This is a genomic window from Paenibacillus vini, from assembly GCF_018403325.1.
GTDB lineage: Bacteria > Bacillota > Bacilli > Paenibacillales > Paenibacillaceae > Fontibacillus > Fontibacillus vini.
Map to the genome: position 1 here is coordinate 47,992 of NZ_BOSL01000007.1, position 24,222 is coordinate 72,213.

The following is a 24,222-nucleotide window of genomic DNA, read 5'->3' on the forward strand; positions in this document are numbered from 1 at the left end:
CATGAACATGTTGGAGGTAACCCGTGGAAAATTGGATTACGAATATTATGGAACAATTCGGTTATGCCGGAATTTTGCTTCTGATCGCGCTTGAGAATGTATTTCCTCCTATCCCTTCGGAAGTGATCTTGACCTTTGGCGGCTTTATGACCACTTATTCCAGCTTAACGATAACGGGTGTCGTCATCGCGGCAACGGTCGGATCCGTTCTCGGTGCGGTGATCTTGTATGGAGCCGGTTATTTGATCAACGTGGATCGGCTGGAGGGCTGGATTGACCGGTACGGACGGTTTTTGCGCCTGAAAAAAGAGGATATCCGCCGTGCTGACGCCTGGTTTGATAAGTACGGATACTGGACGGTGCTATTTTGCCGGATGATTCCGCTCATTCGCAGCTTAATTTCAATCCCAGCGGGCATCTCGAAAATGAAGTTCGGTTTGTTCCTGTTGTATACGACGATCGGTACACTGATATGGAATATCGTGCTCGTCTCGGTAGGCGCGGCGGTAGGGGGATCGTGGGAGAAAATCGTCGGGTTTATGGATGTGTATTCGAACATCGCCTATGTGGCCATCGCCGTCTTCGGCCTTGGGGGAATCTATCTGTTTTTGCGGAAGAGAAAAAGAGCCTAGATCAGAGATACAGAAGGGGCTTAAACGATTCAATGTAAAAGATGGAGAGGTCAATTCATGGATATTATAGCTATAATTAAAGCGATTGTTCTCGGCCTGGTGGAGGGGCTGACCGAGTTTGCTCCGGTTTCCTCGACCGGGCATATGATTATTGTGGATGATATGTGGTTGAAGACGGAGCAGCTGTTTGCTTCGAAATATGTGGCCAACACGTTTAAGGTTGTCGTTCAATTGGGCTCTATTCTAGCCGTATTGGTCGTATTTAAAGACCGTTTCATCGATTTGCTGGGCTTGTCGCGGTTAAATCGCAAGGGGAGAGAGGTGGCAGGAGAAAGGCCTGCAGGCCCCCGCCTCAAGCTGGGCCAAGTCATCGTCGGTCTCATTCCGGCCGGGATTCTGGGTTTCCTGCTAGAGGATGTTATCGACGAGTATCTGTTCTCCACCGCAACCGTCCTGATCGGACTTGTTGTGGGAGCGCTGTTGATGATTGCGGCAGACCGTTTTGGTCCCGCGAAGCCGAAGACCGAGTCGGTTGATCAGATCACTTACAAACAGGCATTTGCAGTAGGTCTGTTTCAATGTGTCTCGATTTGGCCGGGCTTCTCCCGATCCGGGTCGACGATTTCCGGCGGTGTCTTGCTCGGTTTAAGCCACAGGGCAGCAGCGGATTTCACCTTCATTATGGCCGTGCCGATTATGGCTGGGGCCAGCGGGCTGTCTCTACTGAAAAACTGGGAATACTTCACGATGGACGCACTGCCTTTTTTCATAGCCGGTTTCATTAGCGCTTTTGTGTTCGCGCTCTTGTCGATTCGCTTCTTCCTGAAGCTGATCAACCGGATCAAGCTGGTTCCGTTCGCGGTGTATCGCCTGCTGCTCGCGGCGGTGATTGGATTGGTTTACTTTTTGTGATTATGGATTGATTAATAGTCTATTAGGTTTCGGTATAGAATTAACGAAAAAACCTCCCTCTAATTTGAAGGATTGAACGCCTGTATGGCAGACAATCGGCAAATTAAAGGGAGGTTTTGTTTATGCTTAACGACGCGGCGGGAGAAGCAGCCCTCGGTATACGACCTCGAATATGAACTCGAACGCCTCCAGATGGTGTTTGGCTTCGAAGGCGTCTCTGCCCCATGCGAAGATACCGTGATTACGAAGCAGAATACCGGGGATTTCCGGCTTGAAGGTGCCGGGAATCAGCTTCGCAATCGATGGAATATCGGCGTAATTCGGAAGCACCGGAATTTGAATTTCCGTATTCAATTCCCAGATGCCGAGTTCCTTGATCATTTCGATGCCTTGCGCGGGTACATAGCCCTGATCCCCGTAATATTCGCTGAGCAGGCTGTTATACACAGTATGTACGTGAAATATGGCCCCGCAGCCGGTCATCCGATATATTTTGGCGTGAATCGGAGTTTCTTTGCATGGCTTAAGCCGGGTCGTCTCGCACGGATATCCGGCGGTATCGGCAAACAGGAATTCTTCGGAGGTGTTGACTGGCTTATCTGTACCGGACGCGCTGACAGCGAAATGAAACTGATCCGGCGAGAAGCCGCCGACCCGCAGCGACAAATTCCCGCTATTCCCCGGGAACCAGTTTCGAACCGCGAGCTCCGTTTTTATGCTGTGGAGCTTGTTCAAGGCAACTTGCTTTTCCTCCAAAGGAATCTCTGAAAACACCATCTATCGTTCTCCTTCCCGGCCGGATAAAATCGGTCGCTGGCTAGGTCCGGCAAGTCTCGGCAGGCTCAGCTATTAAAGCAGTGATTCTTTTACCGCTTCGCCCATTTCGCGGGAACGCTCCGCGCAGCGGTGAACGGCGGCTTTGACGGCTTCGCTAAAGCCCTTCGCGCTGAGCACTTCAAGCGCCGCCTGGGTCGATCCGTTCGGCGAAGTAATATCCTTGCGCAGTTTGGCAGGGTCTTCGCCGGTTTCGATCATCATGGAAGCGGCGCCGAGTACGGTTTGCACGGTCAGCTCACGAGCTTGTTCCGGCGATAATCCGCCTTCGGTTCCTGCTGCGATCATGGCCTCCATCATGTAATAAATGTATGCAGGTCCGCTGCCGGACACGCCGGTTAATATCTCCATTTTTTCCTCGGGAATGACGCTTACGGTTCCCACGGCCTCAAACATGGATAACACCTGATCCCTTTGATCCTGCGTTACTTCGGATGAAAAAGAGATTCCGGTTGCACCAAGCCCTATAGAGCTCGACGTATTAGGCATCGTTCTCGCCACGGGTGCTTGGACGCCAAGCAGCGCCTGAATCGTAGAGATCGACAGGCCGGCAATGAGAGAGACGATGAGCTGGCCTTCTCGGAGTTGCGGACCGAGCGCTTTAAGCGCTTCGCCGGCGTCCTTCGGTTTCATGGCCAGTACGATGACGGAAGCGTCGCCGAGGTGCTTGCTTTTTTGCTCCTCGCTGTTGCCTGTCATCACGCCGTATTGCTTCTTTAAGTAGTCCAGCCGTTCCACGCTGCTGCGGTTCAGCATGGAGATCCTTTCAGGAGCGGCGACCTGTTTGTGAATAAGCCCGCGCACGATCGCCTCGGCCATGGAGCCGGCCCCGTAAAAACAGATCAATTGCTGTGATGTCGAAGTATTGGAATTCATCGTTAGCCCCTCCTATGGTTTGTAAGGATACTTTTTTATTGGCGAATTTGTCCGTTTCCATGAATGATGTATTTGGTGGAAGTCAAAGCCGGCAGACCCATTGGTCCTCTAGCGTGGAGCTTCTGGGTGCTGATGCCGATTTCCGCGCCAAAGCCGAATTCAAATCCGTCCGTAAAACGGGTTGAAGCATTATGGTAAACGGCTGCGGCGTCCACTTCCTGCTGGAAGCGAGCGGCGTTTTGCCCGTCCGCCGTCACAATGCATTCGGAATGCTTCGTGCCGAAGGAGGCGATATGGGCCAGCGCTTCATCAAGATTGGAGACAACCTTAATGTTCAAAATGTAATCATTGTATTCCGTTGCATAATCCTCGTCGGTTGCTTGTTTTGCCCAAGGGAGAATATTTCTCGTAGCGTCGCATCCTCTGAGCTCGACCTTGGCGTCCTTAAAGCGTTCCGCCAAATCAGCCAGGTGTTGGCCCGCAAAGTCTTGATGAACAAGCAAAGTTTCCATAGCGTTGCATACGGAAGGGCGTTGTACTTTGGCATTTAGCGAAATGGCAGCAGCCATTTCCGGGTCCGCTGTCGCATCCAGGTACGTATGGCAGATGCCGGCCCCGGTTTCGATAACCGGAACGGTGGCGTTCTGGACGACATTTTGAATCAGGGAGCTGCCGCCGCGCGGAATGACCACATCCAGCAGGCCGTTCAATTTCAGCATTTCGTCAACGGAGGAACGGTTAGGGTCCTCAATGAGCTGTACAGCATCCTGCGGAATGGCCGTCGTGGCAAGCGCCTCATGAATGATCTCCACGATTTTGCGGTTGGAGGAGAGGGCGGAGGAGCCGCCGCGCAGCACAACTGCGTTACCGGTTTTCAGGCAAAGGCCGACGGCATCGACCGTCACGTTAGGCCGGGCTTCATAAATGATGCCGATAACACCAAGCGGTACACGCTGTTTGACGATATGCAGGCCGTTAGGGCGGTCAATCGTCTCGAGCACGTCTCCAACAGGATCGGGGAGCTCGGCGATTTGCCGCAGACCCTCGGCGATGCCGGCAATACGGTCCTGATTTAATGCGAGCCGGTCCAGCAGGGATTCCGAGGTGCCGTTCTCCCGGCCGCGCTGCAAATCTTCACGGTTGGCCGCGATGATAGCCTCGCTGTTCTCGACCAGCGCTTTTGCTGCCGAGAGCAGGGCTTCGTTCTTTTTATCCGTGGTCAAACTGCCTAATGCTGCAGCCGCTTTACCGGCTAACTCCGCTTTTTGTCTTACTTCACTCATTGAAATACCTCCTCTATAATTTAAAATGATTTAAGATTTTAAAGAAATCCACTCGTCCCGGTGAATCACTTCCAGCCGATGAACATCGTTCAGCCGCTTCATGACTTCGCCGCTAGGCAAGCCAAGAATTTGCCCCAGCTGGTCCGCATCGTAGTTCACGATTCCCCGGCCCAGTACCTCGCCGTCTGAATTTTGCACTTCTACCACATCACCGGTCTGAAAATGGCCTTTAGCGCTGCGTACACCGACCGGCAGCAGGCTGCGTCCGTTACGGAGCATCGCTTCCTCGGCCCCGGCATCGACGGTCAGCGTCCCGATCGGAGTGGACAAGAAGCCCAGCCACTGTTTTTTTCGTGGAAGAGCGGAGCTATGGGTTTCAAAGTAGGTGCCTCGCCCGATTCCTTCAAAGGATCGCTGCAGTTCGCCCGGGAGATCCACTTTGCCGACAAAGACCGGAACACCGCCCCGGGAAGCGATTTTAGCCGCATCGATTTTGGAACGCATACCGCCGGTGCCGACGGAAGAACCCGCGCCTCCGGCTATGGCGTAAATTTCTTCGGTAATTTCCTGAACGCGTCCGATGCGAACGGCAGCAGGATCGATTCTCGGATCCTTGGTGTACAGCCCGTCGGTATCCGTAATAATGAGCAGTTGCTCGGCTTTGATCAGGTTGGCGACCAATGCCGACAAAGTATCGTTGTCCCCGAATTTCAGCTCATCGACCGAGACGGTGTCGTTCTCGTTGATGATCGGCAGAATGCCGCGGCTGAGCAGCTCTTCCAGCGCCATGCTGGCATTTCCCATCCGCTTCCGGTTCTGAAAATCCGAACGCGTAAGCAGGACTTGGGCTGCGGACACTCCGTGGACCGCCAGCGCCTCCCGGTAGGTCTGCATCAGCAGCGCTTGGCCGACAGCGGCCGCGGCTTGCTTTTCGTGCAGCAGCTTTGGCCGTTCGGTATAACCGATTTCGCGGAAGCCCGCAGCGACGGCGCCGGAGGTCACAAGCACCACTTGGACATCCGCCGACTTCAGGGCGGCGAGCTCCGAGGCGAAGTAAATGAGGGAATCCCGGTTCAGTCCTCCTTCCGGGGTAGTCAGCGAACTGCTCCCGATTTTGACAACAATGCGGCGTAGCATGGAGATCACTCCTTATGAAATAAATAAATCAATCTTATAGATAAAACAAAAAAACTCCCGCCTTTGCATGCAAAGGACGAAAGTTTAACTTCCGCGGTACCACCTTTATTGATGATTCATCATCCGACTCGATGCCCGGTAACAGGGGCGCTGTCCGGCTTTGGCGCCGGCCGTTCGGGGATAGGGTTCGAAGAAGCGCGGGTTGCAAATTCTTACAGCCAAGGAATCTGCTCTCTGGGGGCCGCTTTCATCTCCTACTGGTCCCGTCATCACGTTTTATTGTTAGGATACCATGCCATTCCAGGCTTTGCAAAAGAAAAAGACGAGGAGGAACAAAACAATCCCAGTTCGCCGATCCGTTTCACACTTCACTTCGGTACTGTACCCGGGCATGCCTGTTTACCGCTTTCGGCTTGCACGCTTGCGCGGTTGGAGGAAGGCCAGTATGATGAGGGCAAGTAATGTAACCGTGAACGAAACGTGATTTCGGTGAAAGGATGATAGCTAAATGGTGGAGAATACAAGCTGTTGGGAGATTGCACTGATTCAATGTGAAATTGTTCCGGGAGATCCCAAGCTTAACCGTGAACGTCTGGAAATAAAAATGGAACAGGCCGTTGCCGCTAAAGATAAACCTGACTTAATGATGCTTCCGGAAATGTGGAATACAGGATACGCCCTATCGCAAATACAACAGCTGGCGGACCCGGAGGGAAGTGAAACCCGAGGCTGGATGTCCGATTTTGCCCGGCGCTACGGGGTTTACATCATCGCTGGGTCGATCGCGGAGAAGCGGGAGGGCCGAGTCTATAACACGATGCTGATCTTTGACAGGGATGGCCGTGAAATCGGCGCCTATTCCAAAATTCATCTGTTCCGGCTCATGGAGGAAGAGAAGCATCTGGCTCCCGGCGAAGCGCCGGTGTTGTTTGAACTTGACGGTATCAAGTCCGGCGCATCGATCTGCTATGACATCCGGTTCCCGGAATTGGCCCGCACACTGTCGCTAAACGGGGCCCGAGCTTTATTCGTACCTGCGCAGTGGCCGCATCCCCGGCTTCATCATTGGCGCACGCTGCTGATGGCCCGTGCCATCGAGAATCAGATGTATGTCATAGCCTGCAACAGCACCGGAAAGAGCGGAGACGATTCATTCTTCGGGCATTCGCTCATTATTGACCCTTGGGGTGAGATTGTGGCCGAGGGCGGTGAGGACGAAGAGATCGTCAACGGTAAGATCGATCTGTCCCTGGTGGACCAGGTTCGGGAACGCATCCCTGTCTTTGCCGACAGACGGCCGCATCTTTACGAATTGTAACGCTGTGCTAACGTTGTCTTAAAGGTTTCGATGAACGCCTCCGCCGCTTTGGATAAATAGCGACCACGACGGTACGCAATTACGAGCGTACGGCTTGGCGAAGAGGCCAGCGGGATGTACACCGGGATCAGCTCACTCCGCTTGGCGCGGGCGATAAACCTCGGAACGAGGGTAATTCCCATCCCGGCGGCTACCAGGGATTGCACGGTTTCGATATTGTTGCTCTCGAAGACAACGTTCGGCTCAAAGCCTGCACCCCGGCACAGGTCCATAGTTAATTTTCGAAAGCCTTGGCCTTTTTTCAGCACGATGAATGGCTCATCTTTCAACTGTTCCAGGGAGACTCCGTCGGAGCTGCTTTCGAGAGCTGCCAATGGATGCTGAGGAGGAACGGCCAGATCGATAATTTCTTCGCCGATCGGCTCGTACGTGAGACTGGGCTCCTGCAGCGGGAGGGATAAGAGGCTAAGATCGGTTCCTCCCCCCGCGGTCAGCTTTTCCAAGTTTAAGGACGTATCTTCAAGCAAAGTTACCTGGATGTCCGGGTATGCGGCGTTGAAGGCGGGCAGGACATAGGGAAGCAGATGCGATCCCGTAATCGGCATGCTGCCGATGACAACCCGGCCGGCGCGAAGCTGTGAAATGTCGTCCATCTCCTGGCGCAATTGCTGTACCGCGTCCATGATCTTCCGTGCATGTTCAATAAAACTGGCTCCGGCGTGAGTCAGTTCGACGGTGCTTGTATTCCGCTGAAACAGCTTTACGCCAAGCTCCTGCTCCAGCTTGGACAACTGCTGGCTTAGCGAAGGCTGAGCGATATGAAGTTTGTCCGCAGCCCGGGAAAAATTACGCTCCTCGGCAATCTGCAAAGTATATTGAAGTTGGCGGAGTTCCATTAACTTTCACCTCATGAAGTTTCTCATTTATTATAGGTTATTCAAAAAGTCATCTTTCCACGACGAAGCAGAACAAGAAGTTGATTCGATGTCGATCTTTGTTATTATAACCTATTGCCAACTATTTGAGATGAACGTTGTTTTCTATGTATAATAGAATCAAATGAATTGCTGTGGAGGTAGGAGAATTGAAGAAGGTATGGAAAGAGATACAAGGATGGGGCATTGCCGTCGTCATCGGTTTTGTGCTCAGCTTGTTCATCGGCATCTTTATCATTCAGCCTTATAAGGTAGACGGACATTCCATGGAGCCGACGCTCAACGATAACCAGCGGATCTACGCCTGGAAGGTAAGGCATGCGCTGGATAAGCTGCCGGAATACGGGGATATCGTGATTATCGACAGCCGGGTCGACCGGGACCGCTCTTTTATGGATGATTTTAAGGAACACCCGTTAATCAAACTGCTTTCAGGTACGAAAGAGGAAGAAATTTTTTATGTCAAAAGAGTTATCGGCTTGCCGGGCGATACGATTGAAATCAAGGACGGCGAGGTATACCGGAACGGCGAAGCATTGCATGAGCCTTACATCAAGGAGCGGATGGACAGCGGAACGAATCAGGTTTGGGAAATACCTGCAGACCATATCTTTGTAATGGGCGACAACCGCAACAACAGCAATGACAGCCGGAGCATCGGACCGGTGCCTACGGATCATGTCATGGGTATCGATTCGTTCTAATTGCGGAGTTCCGCAGAGGTTACGACAGAGGAGAGAAAGAAATGTCAGACGTATGGGAAACATGTCCTAGATGCAAATCCGATAAGGTGGTAACCCGGGGCAAGTTGTATTACTTTCTGCTATGGTTCGCTTTAGGCGGCATTCTGATGTGGATCGGTTTGCTCGTTTATTGGCCGTCCATGATTCTGGGATTCGTATTTATAATAGTGTCGATCTTCAGCTTTATGATGCCGAGGGTCAATCGCTGCACTTCTTGCCGTCATAAATGGAAGCCTTAGGCGGCCAGTGAGGTTGAACAGTATATAGATGAACTCTTATTTTAAAGAGGCGGTGCAACTCCCCCAGGGTTGGCATCGCCTTTTCATTTATATATAGAACAAAGCAGCACATAGTCTATCGGCCAGGATAAAGTATGTTTTTTTAATAGGTTAAACCTATTACAATTATAGTTTTTATATCTTGGAACAATGAGACAGGAAATGTTATATTAATTTCAACAGACAAATAGGATATTAAATAGCTTTTCCACTATGTTTCAGTTTCCTGTTATGTCACATGTTCGAATTCTTGTGTGGGGTGAATTCTATGACCAGCAAAAAGACAATGTATGAGAAAATTTGGGATAATCACGTAATCTATCAGGAAGAGGGCAAGCCAAGCATTTTGTATATCGATCTGCATCTTGTCCACGAAGTAACTTCGCCGCAGGCTTTTGAAGGCTTGCGTCTTAGCGGGCGTAAGGTTCGCCGTCCGGAACTTACGTTTGCAACGATGGACCATAACGTGCCTACGAAAGACCGCTTTAATATTACGGATCCGATTTCCAAGCAGCAAATCGACACGCTGTCTCAAAACTGCCGCGATTTCGGCGTTACTTTGTACGATTTGGACACGATTGACCAAGGGGTTGTTCACGTCATGGGTCCTGAACTCGGGCTGACGCATCCCGGCAAAACGATCGTTTGCGGCGACAGCCATACTTCTACGCACGGGGCGTTCGGCGCACTTGCCTTCGGGATCGGTACGAGCGAAGTTGAGCATGTTCTCGCAACTCAATGTCTGCAACAAGCCAAGGCAAAAACGCTGGAAGTTCGTTTCGTCGGTAAACGTAAACCGGGCGTAACGGCCAAAGACTTGATCCTCGGCGTTATCGCGCAGTACGGAACGGATTTTGCGACCGGCTACGTTATCGAATATACCGGGGAAGCGATCCGCGAGCTGTCGATGGAAGAGCGTATGACCGTCTGCAACATGTCGATCGAAGCCGGAGCGAGAGCCGGGCTGATCGCGCCGGACGATACGACCTTCAACTATCTGCGCGGCCGGGAACATGTGCCTCAAGGAGAAGCTTTCGAAGCTGCCGTCGCCGTGTGGAAAGAACTGACTACCGATGAGGGAGCCGAGTATGATCGCGTCGTAGACTTCGATGTGGACTCCTTGATTCCTCAAGTAACCTGGGGTACCAGCCCTGGCATGGGTACCAGCATTAGCGACCGTGTTCCTAACCCTGCGGACTTTGCTTCCGATAACGAACGGAAAGCGGCCGAGAAGGCGCTTGAATATATGGGTCTCACTCCAGGTACGCCGATGACCGATATCGAAATCGACTACGTATTTATCGGATCCTGCACCAACGGCCGGATCGAGGATTTGCGCGCGGCAGCAGAGGTTGCCAAGGGCTACAAAGTGTCCGACAAAGTGACGGCCATCGTAGTACCGGGCTCCGGCCGCGTTAAGATCCAAGCGGAGAAGGAAGGGCTCGACAAGGTGTTTATCGAAGCCGGATTTGAATGGCGTGAAGCCGGCTGCAGTATGTGTCTGGCGATGAACCCTGACGTTCTTCAGCCGGGTCAGCGCTGCGCTTCCACTTCCAACCGTAACTTTGAAGGCCGTCAAGGCCGCGGCGGCAGAACGCATCTTGTGTCGCCGGCAATGGCGGCGGCAGCGGCGATCAAAGGCCGTTTCGTCGATGTGCGCGAGTGGAATGTGAAGAGTGAAGTCGTAAGCTAACCAAGCCGAAGAGGGGAGAAACCTACCATGGAAGCATTTAAAAAAATGACCGGTGTCGTAGGTCCTGTGGACCGCGTAAACGTCGACACTGACGCAATCATACCGAAACAATTTCTGAAACGCATCGAACGTACGGGATTCGGACAGTTTCTGTTCTATGAATGGCGTTTTGATACAGAGGGCAACGTAAACCCTGAATTTGAGCTCAACAAACCGCGTTACGAGGGTGCATCCGTCCTGATTTCACGCGTCAACTTCGGTTGCGGCTCCTCCAGAGAGCATGCTCCCTGGGCGATCCTGGATTACGGCTTCCGCTGCGTGATCGCGCCGTCCTTTGCCGATATTTTCTACAATAACTGCTTTAAGAACGGAATTTTGCCGATCAAGCTGTCTGAAGAACAGGTAGAAGATTTGTTCCAGCGTACGGCAGCGAATGAAGGTTACCAATTGACGATCGATCTCGAGAACAAGAAGATTTCGGATCAATTCGGTCTGGAAATCCAATTCGATCTCGACGAGCATCGCCGTCAATTCCTGCTGCAAGGATTGGACGATATCGGTCTGACACTTCAGCATGAAGATTTGATCTCCGCTTACGAGGCAAAGAAGTTTGCTTAAAGAAAATCATTATCTGCTAAAACGCAAGCCGTCCGCAGGATTCGTGAGAATCCGGGGCGGCTTTTTATTTTAATTGCAGTGTTTGCGGCAGTCAGGCAGATACCGTGTCCGAAATTGTCTCTCTATGAAAATATAAGTCTATCAGCCTGGTCTTTTTTCTGATATTATGGAAGCAATTAGTAATCTTGCGGAGGATTCCATGATGAAGAAAATCGGATTTTTGATGGTATTGACATTTTTTCTGCTTGCATTTCCGGGTATGAGCCAGGCCGCTTCGGCGGGTACTCATATTTACCTGGACGGGGTCGAACTGGAACAGCCTGTCAAAGCCCAGGCGGGCAATGTAAACGGAAGCGTCATGGTTCCACTACGCGTTATTATCGAAAGCCTCGGTTATGACGTGAATTGGGAGCAGAAGAGCGGTGTGGTTACGATTCGACAAGGAGACAAGAACCTTCAACTGACCGTAGGCAGCAACAAAGCGACGGTTGACGGCGAAAGTGTCAAATTGTCGGCTGCTCCGATGCTTCAAGGAGGCTCCACGATGGTTCCGCTGCGGTTTGTCGGCGAACAGACGGGCCTTAAGGTCAGCTGGGACAATGATTCCAAATCCGCATACCTGTATAGCCCGGATGGCGGTGCGGCCGGTGCGGTCATTCCCGGAATGGGCAGTTCTTCTCCCGACTCGAGCAACGGACAGTCCGAAACGACAGAAGAAAGCGGTTCCGAGCAGGAAGAAGCTTACATACCGGAAGCTCCGATCGGGAACGGAAGTGTTGGCGTAGCGGACTTAAGCATGATTCAAGGAATCAGCTTTAGCGAGAACAAGCTGATTATCGCCGAGACGGGCGGGATAAAGCCTAGCGTGTTTACTATGAACGGGCCGGATCGCCTGGTAGTCGATATTCCTAATGCTGCATTTGCTGACACATTTCAAACTGCTCACCCATTGGATCAGACCTTAAGAGGGCAATTTGCGGTTACAGATTACCCGGATGTGTCACAAATCCGTTATTCGATGTTCGACACCAAAACTTCCACGATTCGGATCGTGGTGGATTTGAATTATGCGACTCAATTCCAGGTTATAAACGTCGGGGACGGCTTGGTTATCATCGACCTGTCCGCCGCTTCAACAACACCGATTACGCAGCCTGGTAACGGCGGCAAGCCGCTTGTCGTTATCGACGCGGGCCATGGGGGAAGTGCCCCTGGAGCGATCAGCATAACGAACAAAAAGGAAAAGGACTTTGCTCTTGCAGTTGCGTTGAAGGTAGAGAAGCTGCTAAAGAAAGAAACGGGACTTGATTATGTTCTTACCCGTTCTACAGACGCAACGGTATCCTTGCAGGACCGCGCAAAGCTGGCTAACGACCTCAATGCGACAATCTTTGTATCGATTCATGGTAACAGCGTGGATGCCAAGACTAGTCCAAGCGGCTCGGAGACTTACTATTCAAGAGATGAGAGCATCCCTCTTGCCGATGTAATGCATCGTCATCTTGTCGAGTCCACGAAACTTCCGGACCGTAAAGTTCGTAAAAAAAGCTTGCATGTGACACGGGAAACGGTGATGCCAGCCGTTTTGCTGGAAGTGGGTTATCTGAAGAACAAAACAGACGAGGCTCTAATGTACTCGGAAGATTTTCAACAGCGTGTTGCTGAAGGAATTGTTGCGGGCATGAAGGAATACTTGGGGGTTTAATCCTCCAAAGCGCAACCATAAGTTCTGTAAAAGGGGGTTAGGGTATGAAAAAAATAGGGATTTCGGGAATGCTCCTAATCATGCTAATCGTTGCAGCCGGATGCGGCCAGAAGCCGCAAGCGGCTCCAGTAGGAGAGCAGTCGTCTGCAGCGACGAATATTACCGATCCTGCTGAAACGGTTGAAGCCGCGAACGGAGGTCAAACCGTACAGGGAGCCGGAAATGGCGAAGGGTCCAAGCAGGAACCGCAAGAACCTGAGAAAATTACGAAAAAAATCCAAGTGTTCTTTACGGACGATGATATCATGGAGCTTCATGCAACAGAGCGGAGTATTAGTTTTACGGAGGATCTTTTGAAATATAAGGAGGCCTTCAAGGCACTTCAAACGGCGGAGCCGGGCATGATCTCCCTCTGGGAGAAGGTTATTCTGAACTCGGTGCAGTTTGCCGGGGGAGAGCTCGCGATTGACATTTCACTTCCGGATGAGGCTCGTTTGGGGTCAGGTGGAGAAGCGTTAGCCATTGAATCAATTAAACAGACGTTTTTCCAGTTTGAAGAGGTGGAGAAATTAGAATTGACCGTGGATGGAGAGAAGCTTGATTCCCTGATGGGACATGTGGACCTGGAACATCCGATACAAAAATAATACGTGGCAACCCCGGAGCGTTCTTCCGGGGTTCTCTTTTTTTGGTAAGAAAAATAGCATATTATCGCAACTTTTGAGGATTTTGGGCGTCTAATATGTCGTCTGGTGGTGCCTGGGGAACTAGGCTGTTCACCCGGTCATCATGAGGCAAAATCTAAGGATGGTAGGGGTGACGGATGAAAAAAATTGGGTTTACCGCGTTAATGTTTTTTGCCATGTTTTTGTTTATTTTTCCGCAATGGGGACAAGCCGCTGCAGGGAGCACCAGCATTTATCTGGACGGTAAGGCGCTGGAACTGCCTAAGAACGGAGAAGTCCAAAATGTGAATGGAAATGTGATGATTCCGATTCGTGTCGTCGTAGAGGAGCTGGGTTTTGTTGTCGACTGGGATAAAAAGACGCGCACGATAACCATACAGCAGTCCGATACACAATTGAAACTGGTCGTGGGTCAGAGCACGGCATTGGTGAACGGCACTAAAGTTAAGCTTGCCGCCGCACCGAAACTGGTTAGTGACACTACGATTGTCCCGCTTCGGTTTGTAGGGGAGCAAATGGGTCTTACCGTTACATGGGATAATGTTAAGAAGTCTGCACATCTCATTACCCCGAATTCCGGCAGCGGAAACGGTACAGGTTCCGGAGAAAATGCGGGAGGCGGAAACGAAGAACAAACGCCTGATCCGGTTCCCGATCCTACGGCTAATCTGGCCAATGTCGGCGGTATCAGCTTTAGCGACAATCGCTTGATGATAGCAGTCGATAAGAACGTTAAGCCAAGCATTTTTACAATGGCCGGACCGGACCGGATCGTCATCGATCTGCCGAATACCAAATTTGCGGATACGTTCTCAAACAATCTAATGCTGGATCAAACCCAGAACGGATATTTTGACGTAACGGAATACCCGGATGTTTCCAAGGTCCGCTACGCCCTGTTCGATGATCAGCCATCGACCATTCGTGTAGTTTTGGATATGAACTATACCAAGAAATATGAACTGATCAACAACAATGATGGACTCATTATCGTAAACTTGAATACGGAGTCTTCCACTCCTGGAACCGCTCCTGGCGGAAACGGGAAAAAGCTGGTCGTCATTGACGCCGGACATGGCGGCAGCGATCCTGGTGCGATTAGCGTCACCAAGAAGAAGGAAAAGGATTTTAATCTCGCTGTCGTATTGAAAGTCCAGGAATTGTTGAAGCAAGAATCTGATATTGATTTTGTGCTGACTCGCAGTAGCGACACCTATCCGACTTTGCAGGACCGGGTGAAGATTGCGAACGACCTGAAGGCGGATATTTTCATTTCGGTCCATGCTAACGCCGGCAGTGCCACTGCAAGCGGGGTTGAGACCTATTATACGAGATCGGAAAGTCTCTCTTTGGCTAAGGTCATGCATAAATATCTGGTGCAGTCCTCCGGACTTAGCGATCGCGGTGTGCGCTCGAAGAGTTTGCATGTCACGCGGGAAACAAAAATGCCGGCCGTACTGCTGGAATGCGGTTATCTCAGCAACAAAAACGACAATGCCGTGCTGTATACGGAAGATTTCCAGGATCGGGTTGCTGAAGGTGTTGTTAAAGGAATCAAAGAATACCTAGGCTTGAACTGATAGCATTCGGTAAAGGAGGAAGCGACAATGAACAGAAAACTATATATCACCGGGGTGATCGTTCTCCTGCTCGCTTTGAGCACCGGATGCGGGCAAAAGCCCGGTACTTCTTCTCCGGTAGACAATTCCGCAGAGGGGAACGTTCAGGGAACTACTACAACCACCGACACCACAACTGCCGCCGGATTAGCGGAAGGCGGAAACGGGACGGATGCCGGAACCGGGGAGCAGGTTTCAACCGAGCAAACGGTAACGAAAACGATCGAAACCTATTATACGGATGATGAAATGCTGGAATTGACCAAATCTTCCGTAGAAATCAAGTACACGGAAGAGCAAGAGAAGTACCTGGCAGCGCTTCAAACTTTAAAAGGCAGCGCCGACACCGATTTGTTCGCTTTGTGGAAAAATGTTGAGTTTCATTCGGCCAAGCTTGAGAACGGTCAACTGACGATCGATATTACGCTGCCCGATGAAGCTCGCTTGGGAGCCGGCGGCGAGGTGTTGGCCCTGGACGCCCTGAAGCAAACCATGTTTCAGTTCGATGAGGTGAAATCGATCGAACTGCTCGTTGACGGCAAACAAAGAGATACTTTGATGGGCCATGAAGAGCTGGAACATCCGATGACAAGAAATTAGTCGATTTTTAAAGGAACCGGGGGGCCGGCCGTCGAACATGGTAAAGTGAACTTTTTTTAAAAGGGGAGAATGTAATGTCATCTTATAAACGCACTTTTAGACGCAGCACCAAGAAGGCAGTATCCACCATGCTTGTGACGGCAATGTGCCTTGGCGGAGGAGCGGCGGCATTTGCGGATCAGGCCGGAACACCGGCAGCGACAACGCAAAGCTCTGTGTCCTCTTTGATTTTTAGCGATGTGAAGGACGGCTTTTGGGCGGAAAAACATATTTACAAGCTTGCTGCAGAAGGGATTATTCTTGGAGATGCAGGGAAATTTCGTCCTGCCGACAGTGTGACTCAGCAGGAAGCCATTACGATGGCAATCCGTTTCATGAATCTGGAATCCAAGCTTGGGGACGGAGCAGGCGCGCCTGCGGATATGAAAGTGGGCAATTATTTCAAACCTTATCTGGAGCTTGCCGTACAGCAGAAGCTGATCGATAAAACCGAGGAAGTTCAAGCAACCGGAGCGAAGGAATCCTGGGGCGAGAAAAAAGCGTCCCGCGAATGGATCGCCAAAATTCTGGTGCGCGCACTGGGCAGAGATACGGAAGCGAAGGCTGCTGCCGGAGCTTCAACCGGTTTTGCCGACCAATCCAGCATCACGTCGTCCGCTCGTGGTTACGTCAATGTAACGGTACAGCTTGATCTGACCAAAGGGGTAGAAGGCAACAAATTTGACCCGCTTGGTAAAGTAACGCGCGCTCAGCTTGCTACCTTCTTCAGCCGGGGAAGTGAGTATGTCACTCCGGGTTATTCCACAGTCTACGAGGGCATCGTTACCGAACTGACGGACAACAAGCTGACTTTGTTTGCAAACGGCAAATTGAAGAGCTTTACGCTGGATAGCCGTACCGTGTATTTTACAAAGGATTCCGAAGTCAAGAGCACCAAAAACGAGCTTCAGCTCTATACCAAAGTGCTTGCGGTTGATAAGGTAGGATCTGCGGCTTATGTAGAGGTTCGCGATCCGAAGCAGCAACTGGAACAAACGGAAGGGACTTTGCTTAAAAAACTTTCGGGTAACCGCTTAGTCATGCTCATTAATAATGACACCGTCACTTACACATATGACGCTAACACAAGCTTTATCGATCAAAATGGGAATTCGATTAACATTGATAGCTTGACGGAAAATAGCACGGTTGTTGTTCAACGCGAAACATTCAGTGCTGAAAAGAAGCCGGTAATTGTTCAGGTGAAATCGGCTATTGTCAATAAATCCGGCAGTGGAACTGTGGATTCGGTCAACCTAACGGACAAAACCATACGCTTCAAGGATGCTTCCGGAAACGTTGAAACTTTTAAGTATAGCGACAATTTTGTAATGATCTACCAAAATCAGCTTTTGAACAATGCAGGTGAGATCCAGACCGGAGCTTCCGTCAAATACACGGTTGAGAATAGCTTGATTACCCGCCTGGAAATTACACAAGGCATGGAGCGTACCGTCACCGGCACCTTGCTGGACGTCAATGACAAGTTTATTAGCTTCTCTAACGCTTCCGGTAAAGCCGAAATCAAATCGCTTGCCGACAAGCCGGCCATTGTGATTAACGGAATCGCAGAAGCGACGCTGGATGATTTGATCGATGACGAGAATGGCGGAGACAAGGTTGAATTGACGATCAATCCTAACGACCAAATCACGAAAATCGTGGTGACAGGTCGTCAATCGGAGCAGTTGAGCGATCTTTCCGTTGTGAAGTACGAAGCCAAATATAAAGCGCTGATGGTTGTCGATGCCTCCAAAAAGGTTCATGCCTTTACACTGGATGACAAAACTAAAGTAGAATATAACTCTACGACGCCTACGCTTTCCGGTGCTGAATCCTTATTGTCCGAAGGCAGAAAGATCAATGTGACGCATATCGGGGATCGCGTATTGTCCCTGCAGGTTGTCTATAAATATGATGGAACATTCTTGTCGGCGGATACGACCGCAAAGAAAATCTCTTTGTTGACTTCATCCGGCAAGACGGTAGTCGTGCCTTATCAAGGAACCGCTCCTTCCATCGAATTGTATGGCAAAGGCAGCGCTACGCTTGCGGATATTAAAGTAGGAGACCCGGTCACCGCTATTTTGTCCGCGAACCAGGACGCTTTGCAAACCTTGGCCGTGAAGAAAGCCGTTCAATTTAAGGTCGTATCGGTGAACACGGCAAACAGCCGGATTCGCGCAACGGCGAATGGAATTACGGATGACTTCTACGTAGACCAGGCTGCACTGTTTGCGGACAACGGAGGAGCTATCAAAGTTGCCGACATCCAGGCCGGTCAAACGATCAACGTGGTCTTTAACGGCCGGACCGCCAGCTCGGTGCAAATCGTCAAGCTGACGCTTGGCAAGGTTCTGAGCGTGAATGGAACTTCCTTGGTTCTGAAGCCTTTCGCCGGGGCTCAGGAGACATTCTCCTTAAATAGCGGAGTGAAGGTTGTACGCGGTACTTCGGTAAGCACCGGCGTGACCAGCCTGACTACGTCGGATCATGTCGAAGTCAGCAAGGATACGGACGGATCGGTAATTATTCAGGTTCTGTCTCCGCTGGAACGGAAATTTCAGCGTTATGACGGGGTAAGCAAAGAAATTATCGTCTACAGACCTTCTCTGACCGACAACAATTATCGCTTTGTTGTGACACCGGAAACATATATTCACCAAGGTGACACGACATTATCCGTGCAATCCCTCCAAGAAAATGATAAAATTGTTCTATATTTCAACGGCGACAAGCTGGTTGAAGTGGAAAAACAATAATCATTTTTGTGAGAATAACCGTCTTGATGCGGGATATTTCCCGCTCAAGGCGGTTTTTTGGGGATTATAGAAAGTATAAGTTCTACTCAGAGCTAATCCATTCTATAATCGCCAGAAAAGCTTCTTTTGGGCGGTAGAAGGTTGTTAGAAGGATGAAGATTTAATAATTTGGCTTTTCAGCGCCGAGAAGGTTGCAAGAAGCTAGGGACAGAGGAGCGGAGTGTAGGAGAAGCCTACATGAGCACCGGAAGGCCCGGCTGAATGCAAGATTCAATGCCGAGTTTACTTCGAAGCAATTCATCGCGATCAAAAGACGAATTAGTAAATTACCTCAGTAAAATGAAGAATTAATAATTTGGCTTTTCAGCGCCGAGAAGGTTGCAAGAAGCTAGGGACAGAGGAGCGGAGTGTAGGAGAAGCCTACATGAGCACCGGAAGGCCCGGCTGAATGCAAGATTCAATGCCGAGTTTACTTCGAAGCAATTCATCGCGATCAAAAGACGAATTAGTAAATTACCTCTAGGGGGTGGGGGAATGAATGCTGCAGGGGTGCGCCATATATTGGACACCATAGCCGCTATGTTTCCGGACGCGCATTGCGAGCTCGATCACAGCAACGCTTTTGAATTAACGATCGCTGTGTTGTTGTCGGCGCAATGTACGGATGCGACCGTTAATAAAGTGACCGCGGATTTGTTCCAAAAATACAAGACACCCGAAGACTATGTCTCTGTCCCGCTGGAAGAGCTGGAACAGGATATCCGCAGAATCGGCCTGTTCCGGAGCAAGGCCAAGCACATCCATAATTTGTGCCGTATTCTGATTGAACAGTATGGCGGAGATGTGCCGAGCGAACATGATAAGCTCGTTGAATTGCCGGGAGTCGGAAGAAAGACGGCAAACGTAGTCGTTTCAAATGCCTTCGGAGTGCCTGCGATCGCGGTCGATACGCACGTCGAGCGGGTCAGCAAGCGGCTTGGACTGGCGAATTGGAAAGATTCGGTGTTGGAAGTCGAAAAGAAGTTGATGAAGCGGGTTCCTCGGGAAGAATGGACATTGACGCATCATCGGCTGATCTTTTTCGGACGATATCACTGCAAAGCCCAGAACCCCAACTGCCAGGTTTGCCCGTTGCTTGACGTGTGCAGGGAAGGCAAGAAACGTATGAAAAGGTCACAAGTCAGTAAAAATATAGAAGAGTGACAAAAAAGACAATGATAGTAGAGGATGGGAACCCATGAAATGTATTTCTGTTTATACTGACAATTTTGAATTGTTTTCCGATGTATTTGAGAAAGTCATTGAGATCGATTTGCAGGAAAATGACGAGCGCGAACTGGAAGGCGTGACAGTCAGCGATTCTGGTGAAGTGCCTAAGCACTATCTTGAGCGTATGTCCGTTAAACCGGAAGTGGTAGTTATGAAAGACCGCAACAAAGGTATCACGATTTTGCAGCACGGTAAAGTGTTCGAAATTTTGATTCCGTCCGATGCGGATGAAATTGAAGCGGCTTCCTTGTAAAAAATTAAGATGTTGTTGATTCGGTCGTCGGGACTTTATTCCGGCGGCCGATTTTTATTTAGTCGGAGAATTTTAAAGTGATTTATGAATTAATTTGACGGATTAAAGGCAGAAGACTTCCAAGTCGAATTAAGGTAGGTTAAAATGAATGTGTTTAAAAAAGTGTTAGAGAAAAATTAAGACAATTGGACTTTCCGGCCTTGTCTTAGGATTAAGACGGAAAGAAGGAGTGCTAATGATGGAAACGATTACAGTCCGCTCTGACATCACATTGCAAGAACAACTTGAACGGTTGGAAAAATGGTACGACTCCCACGGCGACGCTTTGGTACAACGAGAGAATTCGGATCTGCGCCAAAAATTGTCGGAAGGAAATTTAACGCTGTCATTCTGCGGGCATTTCTCAGCGGGAAAATCCAGCCTGATCAATACATTGTGCGGCAAGCCCATGCTGCCTTCCGGTCCGCTTCCGACAACGGCAAATATAGCGGCACTATATAACGGACCGCCCAAAGCGATGCTAACCCCGGCTATTGATCCGTTAAATCCGGAAGGAAAACGAAAACAACCGCTTGAAGTAAGGCGGGATCAGTTGGACGAATTCTGCCGGGACGGAGCTTCCTATGAAATGGTGTCTGTTTGGGATGATATTCCGCTTCTGGGCAGCCACGGAGTGCTGCTGGATACGCCGGGCGTGGATTCCGGGGATGCCGCCCATGCGTTAGCGACAAATTCGGCGCTGCACCTGGCTGATGTCGTATTTTATGTGATGGATTATAATCATGTCCTGTCCGAAAGCAATTTGTCCTTCGCCCGGAGGCTCGCTGACTGGGGTAAGCCGCTTTATCTTGTGGTGAACCAGATCGACAAGCACCGGGAACAGGAATTGAAGTTTGAGGATTACAGGGCTTCGGTGGAGCAGGCGTTTGAACTGTGGGGGATTGTTTCCTCAGGGATATTTTACATCTCGCTCAAAGAGCCTGAACACCCGCTCAATATGCTTCCATTATTGAAACAAACGATACATGATCTCTTGAAGGATCCTCAAAGACTTCTGGAGTATAGCGTTGCCTGCTCACTGCGTCACGGTGGCGAGGGGTTTCTTAAACGCTGCACGGCAGCAGAAGAAGAAACGGAAGAACGACTGCTATCGGAAGCAGGAGGCGAAGGACGCGTTGAGATTTGGCAACAAGAGCTTACAGCTCTTGATCAGGAGATGGAAAATAGCGATGACAAGATAGATAAGCTTCGCCGTGAGTGGATCGGTGAACTTGATACACTTTTGGGAAGCGCATATTTAATGACTCCGGCGCTTCGCGAAGCAGCGGGAGAGTATTTGGAAAGCAGACAGCCCGGATTCAAGACGGGGCTGTTGTTCCAACGCGGCAAAACGCAGCGGGAACAGGAGCGTCGAAGAGATGAGTTCCTGGCGAAGCTGAAGGAACAAGTAGACGCGCAGGTTGACTGGCATGTACGGGATTTGCTGCGCAAGTTTGGCCGGAGCCTCGAGCTTTGGGACCCGGCTTGGGAAAGCCGGATGGAGGAAGCTCTTCCCGTGGCGGAGGAAGATTGGATCAGCGGTCCGGCCAGGGAAGGCGCGGTCGTATCCGGCGAGTATACGCTTCACTATACCGCCGATGTCGCGGCCGGCATTACCGGCCGATACCGCCGCGCAGCCCTCGTCCTCGCGGACGGGCTGCTTGACGCCTTCGCGCCGCGCCTGGCGGCGGCGCAGGCGGACCATGCCGCGCAGCGCGAGACGCTGCTCGCGCGGTCCGCGGCCGCGGTGCGCCTGCAAGCGCAGCGCGCTGCCGCGAGCGAGCGGGTCGAGCGCCTCCAGGCGCTGCTCGGCCCTCCTCCGTCCCTCCCTCCCGGCCTCCTGCCGGAGGTGAGGGACGTCACGGTGCGGCGGTCGGCTGCACCGCCACAGCCGCAACCGCCACAGCCGCAACCGGCGCAGGCGGCGCGCGTGAACGCGCCCGCGCCGGCTGATGCCGCGGCGGCGGGCTTGACGCCGCGCGCCGCCATGGCGCCGCAGGCCGCCGCCGCAGGCCGGCAGCGGCTCACGGATGCGGCCGCGGCACTGGAAGCCGCGGCGGAGGCGCTGGCCCCTTACCCGGCCTTCGGATCGGGGGTAAGGGAGCTGCGCGCCCGCGCGGCCCATCTGTCGGGCGGCCGCTTTACCGTTGCGCTGTTCGGGGCGTTCAGCGCGGGTAAATCCTCCTTCGCGAACGCGCTGCTTGGCGCGCAGGTACTGCCGGTATCGCCGCATCCGACCACCGCGGCGATCAACCGGATTCTAGCTCCGGCGGATGGCATGGAGCACGGGCAAGCGGCGGTCATCTTCAAGTCGCCGGAAGCGATGAAGGGGGACCTTGCTTACTCCTTTGAAGCACTGCAACTGGGCGCTTGGAAGGAACGAAGCTGGAAGTCTGAAGTTCAGAAGCTTCGGGCCGTGGATGTCCCGCCGTCGGGGCGCGCCCATTACAGCTTCTTAAAGGCTGCGGCCATCGGCTGGGACGACAACGCTTCCCGTCTGGGCACTAGAGAAACCGCCGGACTTGAAGGCTTTGCCGCTTATGTGGCGGAGGAGAGCAAGGCTTGCTTTGTGGAGCAGATGGATCTCTATTATTCCTGCCCGTTGACGGAACAAGGGATAGTGATCGTAGATACGCCGGGGGCCGATTCGATTCATGCCCGTCATACCGGCGTGACATTTCAATATATTAGAAACAGTGACGCATTATTGTACGTGACTTACTATAACCACGCTTTTTCCCGGGCAGATCGCCAGTTTCTGGCCCACCTGGGAAGAGTGAAGGGAAGCTTCGCGCTCGACAAGATGTTCTTTATTGTGAATGCCTCGGATTTGGCATCGACCAGAGAGGAATTGGCTTCGGTCATGGACCATGTGGAGGGCGGTTTGCGCGGTGCCGGGATTGAACAGCCGCAGATTCATGCTGTTTCCAGTCTTACCGCATTGTCAGCCAAAACTTCGGGCGACGCCGGTTTGTTTACAGCCTCCGGATTTGCCCGGTTCGAAGAAGTGTTCTTTGATTTTATCGGCAAAGAGCTCACAGGTCTTGCCTTCGACGCTGCCGGACGTGAACTGCATACCGTGATGGAACGGGCGCAGGAGTGGAACGATGCGATGGCTCAGAGCAAGGAAGAGCGTGAGCAGAAGCTGAGTATGATCCGCGCGGACAAACAGGAATTTGCGGGGCTGTTGAAAAACCTTGCGGAGAGTGACCCGGGCCCGCAGCTCCGCCAGGAGGCCGGAGAGCTGTTGTTCCACGTTCGCAATCGGCTACAGCTTCTTGCGGGAGACCTGTTCCACGAATTTTTCCATCCGACCCTGCTTCAGGAAGAGGGAGGCGATCTCAAAGTAAAATTCGCATCTTCTTTTCGCGGTTGGCTCGGCCAATTGTCGGTAGAATTGGAGCGCGAGCTTCAGGCGACTTCCTTAAGACTGGAGAAGAAGGGCGACGCGATCCTGACCGTCCGTAATAAGGAATGGCTTGACCAGGTGAAGTCCTCGTTAAGAAATGTTCCTGCTTTTGGGAACTTGGATACCTCAGCTTATTCATGGGTTACGCCGGAATTAAAAGAAGGAATGCTGGAACAGCGGATGAGCGCACGGGACTATGCAGGTTATTTTAAAAGTCCTAAATTTTTCTTCGAAGGCGGCGGTAAGCAGAAACTTCGTGAAGCGCTCGACAAGCCGATCGGAGATATCCTGAAAGAAGCGGTGGAAGAAGCCGGTCACGGACTTGGGGAGTATTACAGTCTGGAAACTACTCGGCGTTTTGCCGCGCTGGCCGCACGATATGAAGCGGAATGGGCGGAATGGGAGACGGGCCTTACGAATCTTGACTCGGATACCGGCAAAGAGAGCGACTGGACAGCCGTAATGGAACGGTTAAATCAACTGGCTAAGACTTTTGTTGATTAAACGGCTAGAGGGCAAAGATTTCTTATCTTGTCGTCTACGGTAGGCAAGTATTTTTGGCATAGTTTCGAATTTTGTAAC

General features: G+C 51.4%; 21 protein-coding genes. 16 read left to right on the forward strand and 5 right to left on the reverse strand.

Going from position 1 to position 24,222, the window contains the following annotated elements; all coding sequences use genetic code 11:
* The first annotated feature begins 23 nt into the window (after positions 1-23).
* Positions 24-632 (forward strand): DedA family protein, encoded by a 609-nt coding sequence (locus KJS57_RS12270; protein WP_211020822.1) that lies wholly within the window; start codon positions 24-26, stop codon positions 630-632.
* A gap of 57 nt (positions 633-689) precedes the next feature.
* Positions 690-1,544 (forward strand): undecaprenyl-diphosphate phosphatase, encoded by an 855-nt coding sequence (locus KJS57_RS12275; RefSeq protein WP_213655014.1) that lies wholly within the window; start codon positions 690-692, stop codon positions 1,542-1,544.
* Between the two features lie 126 nt (positions 1,545-1,670).
* On the opposite strand, the gene mtnB is transcribed toward KJS57_RS12275, so the two are convergent.
* The 4 genes from mtnB to proB all read right to left on the reverse strand — a co-directional run bounded on the left by mtnB (position 1,671) and on the right by proB (position 5,674).
* Complete coding sequence (gene mtnB / locus KJS57_RS12280; RefSeq protein ID WP_213655015.1) at positions 1,671-2,321, reverse strand: methylthioribulose 1-phosphate dehydratase; 651 nt, start codon at positions 2,319-2,321, stop codon at positions 1,671-1,673.
* Between the two features lie 72 nt (positions 2,322-2,393).
* On the reverse strand, positions 2,394-3,254 hold the full coding sequence (proC, locus tag KJS57_RS12285; RefSeq protein ID WP_213655016.1) for a pyrroline-5-carboxylate reductase: 861 nt from the start codon (positions 3,252-3,254) through the stop codon (positions 2,394-2,396).
* A gap of 35 nt (positions 3,255-3,289) precedes the next feature.
* Positions 3,290-4,537: a glutamate-5-semialdehyde dehydrogenase gene (locus KJS57_RS12290; protein WP_213655017.1), complete on the reverse strand. Its 1,248-nt coding sequence runs from the start codon at positions 4,535-4,537 to the stop codon at positions 3,290-3,292.
* 30 nt (positions 4,538-4,567) lie between these two features.
* A complete protein-coding gene (gene proB / locus KJS57_RS12295) occupies positions 4,568-5,674 on the reverse strand; it encodes a glutamate 5-kinase (protein WP_211020817.1) in 1,107 nt (368 codons plus the stop codon).
* Between the two features lie 108 nt (positions 5,675-5,782).
* Between proB and KJS57_RS12300 the strand changes: the two genes are divergently transcribed.
* Entirely contained in the window at positions 5,783-6,136 is a 354-nt protein-coding gene (locus KJS57_RS12300; protein ID WP_213655018.1) for a hypothetical protein, read from the forward strand.
* Between the two features lie 46 nt (positions 6,137-6,182).
* Positions 6,183-6,992: a carbon-nitrogen family hydrolase gene (locus KJS57_RS12305; protein WP_213655019.1), complete on the forward strand. Its 810-nt coding sequence runs from the start codon at positions 6,183-6,185 to the stop codon at positions 6,990-6,992.
* On the opposite strand, the gene KJS57_RS12310 is transcribed toward KJS57_RS12305, so the two are convergent.
* Positions 6,980-7,888 (reverse strand): LysR family transcriptional regulator, encoded by a 909-nt coding sequence (locus tag KJS57_RS12310; RefSeq protein WP_213655020.1) that lies wholly within the window; start codon positions 7,886-7,888, stop codon positions 6,980-6,982. The genes KJS57_RS12305 and KJS57_RS12310 overlap by 13 nt on opposite strands.
* A 188-nt stretch (positions 7,889-8,076) precedes the next feature.
* On the opposite strand from KJS57_RS12310, the gene lepB reads away from it, so the two are divergent.
* The 12 genes from lepB (at position 8,077) to KJS57_RS12370 (ending at position 24,144) form a co-directional block, all read left to right on the forward strand.
* Positions 8,077-8,631 (forward strand): signal peptidase I, encoded by a 555-nt coding sequence (gene lepB, locus KJS57_RS12315; RefSeq protein ID WP_213655021.1) that lies wholly within the window; start codon positions 8,077-8,079, stop codon positions 8,629-8,631.
* Positions 8,632-8,672: 41 nt separating this feature from the next.
* Positions 8,673-8,909 carry a hypothetical protein gene (locus tag KJS57_RS12320; RefSeq protein WP_211020812.1) on the forward strand — a complete coding sequence of 79 codons (237 nt, stop codon included), beginning with the start codon at positions 8,673-8,675 and terminating at the stop codon, positions 8,907-8,909.
* Positions 8,910-9,216: 307 nt separating this feature from the next.
* On the forward strand, positions 9,217-10,641 hold the full coding sequence (leuC, locus tag KJS57_RS12325) for a 3-isopropylmalate dehydratase large subunit (RefSeq protein WP_211020811.1): 1,425 nt from the start codon (positions 9,217-9,219) through the stop codon (positions 10,639-10,641).
* 27 nt (positions 10,642-10,668) lie between these two features.
* A complete protein-coding gene (gene leuD, locus KJS57_RS12330; protein WP_211020810.1) occupies positions 10,669-11,259 on the forward strand; it encodes a 3-isopropylmalate dehydratase small subunit in 591 nt (196 codons plus the stop codon).
* A 202-nt stretch (positions 11,260-11,461) separates the two neighbouring features.
* On the forward strand, positions 11,462-12,964 hold the full coding sequence (locus KJS57_RS12335) for an N-acetylmuramoyl-L-alanine amidase family protein (RefSeq protein WP_213655022.1): 1,503 nt from the start codon (positions 11,462-11,464) through the stop codon (positions 12,962-12,964).
* Between the two features lie 44 nt (positions 12,965-13,008).
* Positions 13,009-13,611, forward strand: coding sequence for a GerMN domain-containing protein (locus KJS57_RS12340; protein WP_211020808.1), 603 nt, complete (start codon positions 13,009-13,011; stop codon positions 13,609-13,611).
* A gap of 176 nt (positions 13,612-13,787) precedes the next feature.
* Complete coding sequence (locus KJS57_RS12345) at positions 13,788-15,230, forward strand: N-acetylmuramoyl-L-alanine amidase family protein (RefSeq protein ID WP_213655023.1); 1,443 nt, start codon at positions 13,788-13,790, stop codon at positions 15,228-15,230.
* A 27-nt stretch (positions 15,231-15,257) separates the two neighbouring features.
* Complete coding sequence (locus tag KJS57_RS12350) at positions 15,258-15,869, forward strand: GerMN domain-containing protein (RefSeq protein ID WP_213655024.1); 612 nt, start codon at positions 15,258-15,260, stop codon at positions 15,867-15,869.
* 74 nt (positions 15,870-15,943) lie between these two features.
* Positions 15,944-18,670: an S-layer homology domain-containing protein gene (locus tag KJS57_RS12355; protein WP_213655025.1), complete on the forward strand. Its 2,727-nt coding sequence runs from the start codon at positions 15,944-15,946 to the stop codon at positions 18,668-18,670.
* Positions 18,671-19,204: 534 nt separating this feature from the next.
* On the forward strand, positions 19,205-19,873 hold the full coding sequence (nth, locus tag KJS57_RS12360; protein WP_213655026.1) for an endonuclease III: 669 nt from the start codon (positions 19,205-19,207) through the stop codon (positions 19,871-19,873).
* A 34-nt stretch (positions 19,874-19,907) separates the two neighbouring features.
* Positions 19,908-20,192, forward strand: a complete 285-nt coding sequence (locus KJS57_RS12365; RefSeq protein WP_211020803.1) for an NAD/NADP transhydrogenase alpha subunit — start codon at positions 19,908-19,910, stop codon at positions 20,190-20,192.
* 238 nt (positions 20,193-20,430) lie between these two features.
* On the forward strand, positions 20,431-24,144 hold the full coding sequence (locus KJS57_RS12370) for a dynamin family protein (RefSeq protein ID WP_213655027.1): 3,714 nt from the start codon (positions 20,431-20,433) through the stop codon (positions 24,142-24,144).
* Positions 24,145-24,222: the final 78 nt, after the last annotated feature.

What these genes read in the sequence shown, in the direction of transcription:
- KJS57_RS12275 (WP_213655014.1), top strand. Translation starts at nt 690, where the DNA reads ATGGATATTATAGCTATAATTAAAGCGATTGTTCTCGGCCTGGTGGAG.
- mtnB (WP_213655015.1), bottom strand. Translation starts at nt 2,321, where the DNA reads ATGGTGTTTTCAGAGATTCCTTTGGAGGAAAAGCAAGTTGCCTTGAAC.
- proC (WP_213655016.1), bottom strand. Translation starts at nt 3,254, where the DNA reads ATGAATTCCAATACTTCGACATCACAGCAATTGATCTGTTTTTACGGG.
- KJS57_RS12290 (WP_213655017.1), bottom strand. Translation starts at nt 4,537, where the DNA reads ATGAGTGAAGTAAGACAAAAAGCGGAGTTAGCCGGTAAAGCGGCTGCA.
- proB (WP_211020817.1), bottom strand. Translation starts at nt 5,674, where the DNA reads ATGCTACGCCGCATTGTTGTCAAAATCGGGAGCAGTTCGCTGACTACC.
- KJS57_RS12305 (WP_213655019.1), top strand. Translation starts at nt 6,183, where the DNA reads ATGGTGGAGAATACAAGCTGTTGGGAGATTGCACTGATTCAATGTGAA.
- KJS57_RS12310 (WP_213655020.1), bottom strand. Translation starts at nt 7,888, where the DNA reads ATGGAACTCCGCCAACTTCAATATACTTTGCAGATTGCCGAGGAGCGT.
- KJS57_RS12320 (WP_211020812.1), top strand. Translation starts at nt 8,673, where the DNA reads ATGTCAGACGTATGGGAAACATGTCCTAGATGCAAATCCGATAAGGTG.
- leuC (WP_211020811.1), top strand. Translation starts at nt 9,217, where the DNA reads ATGACCAGCAAAAAGACAATGTATGAGAAAATTTGGGATAATCACGTA.
- leuD (WP_211020810.1), top strand. Translation starts at nt 10,669, where the DNA reads ATGGAAGCATTTAAAAAAATGACCGGTGTCGTAGGTCCTGTGGACCGC.
- KJS57_RS12335 (WP_213655022.1), top strand. Translation starts at nt 11,462, where the DNA reads ATGAAGAAAATCGGATTTTTGATGGTATTGACATTTTTTCTGCTTGCA.
- KJS57_RS12340 (WP_211020808.1), top strand. Translation starts at nt 13,009, where the DNA reads ATGAAAAAAATAGGGATTTCGGGAATGCTCCTAATCATGCTAATCGTT.
- KJS57_RS12345 (WP_213655023.1), top strand. Translation starts at nt 13,788, where the DNA reads ATGAAAAAAATTGGGTTTACCGCGTTAATGTTTTTTGCCATGTTTTTG.
- KJS57_RS12350 (WP_213655024.1), top strand. Translation starts at nt 15,258, where the DNA reads ATGAACAGAAAACTATATATCACCGGGGTGATCGTTCTCCTGCTCGCT.
- KJS57_RS12355 (WP_213655025.1), top strand. Translation starts at nt 15,944, where the DNA reads ATGTCATCTTATAAACGCACTTTTAGACGCAGCACCAAGAAGGCAGTA.
- nth (WP_213655026.1), top strand. Translation starts at nt 19,205, where the DNA reads ATGAATGCTGCAGGGGTGCGCCATATATTGGACACCATAGCCGCTATG.
- KJS57_RS12365 (WP_211020803.1), top strand. Translation starts at nt 19,908, where the DNA reads ATGAAATGTATTTCTGTTTATACTGACAATTTTGAATTGTTTTCCGAT.
- KJS57_RS12370 (WP_213655027.1), top strand. Translation starts at nt 20,431, where the DNA reads ATGGAAACGATTACAGTCCGCTCTGACATCACATTGCAAGAACAACTT.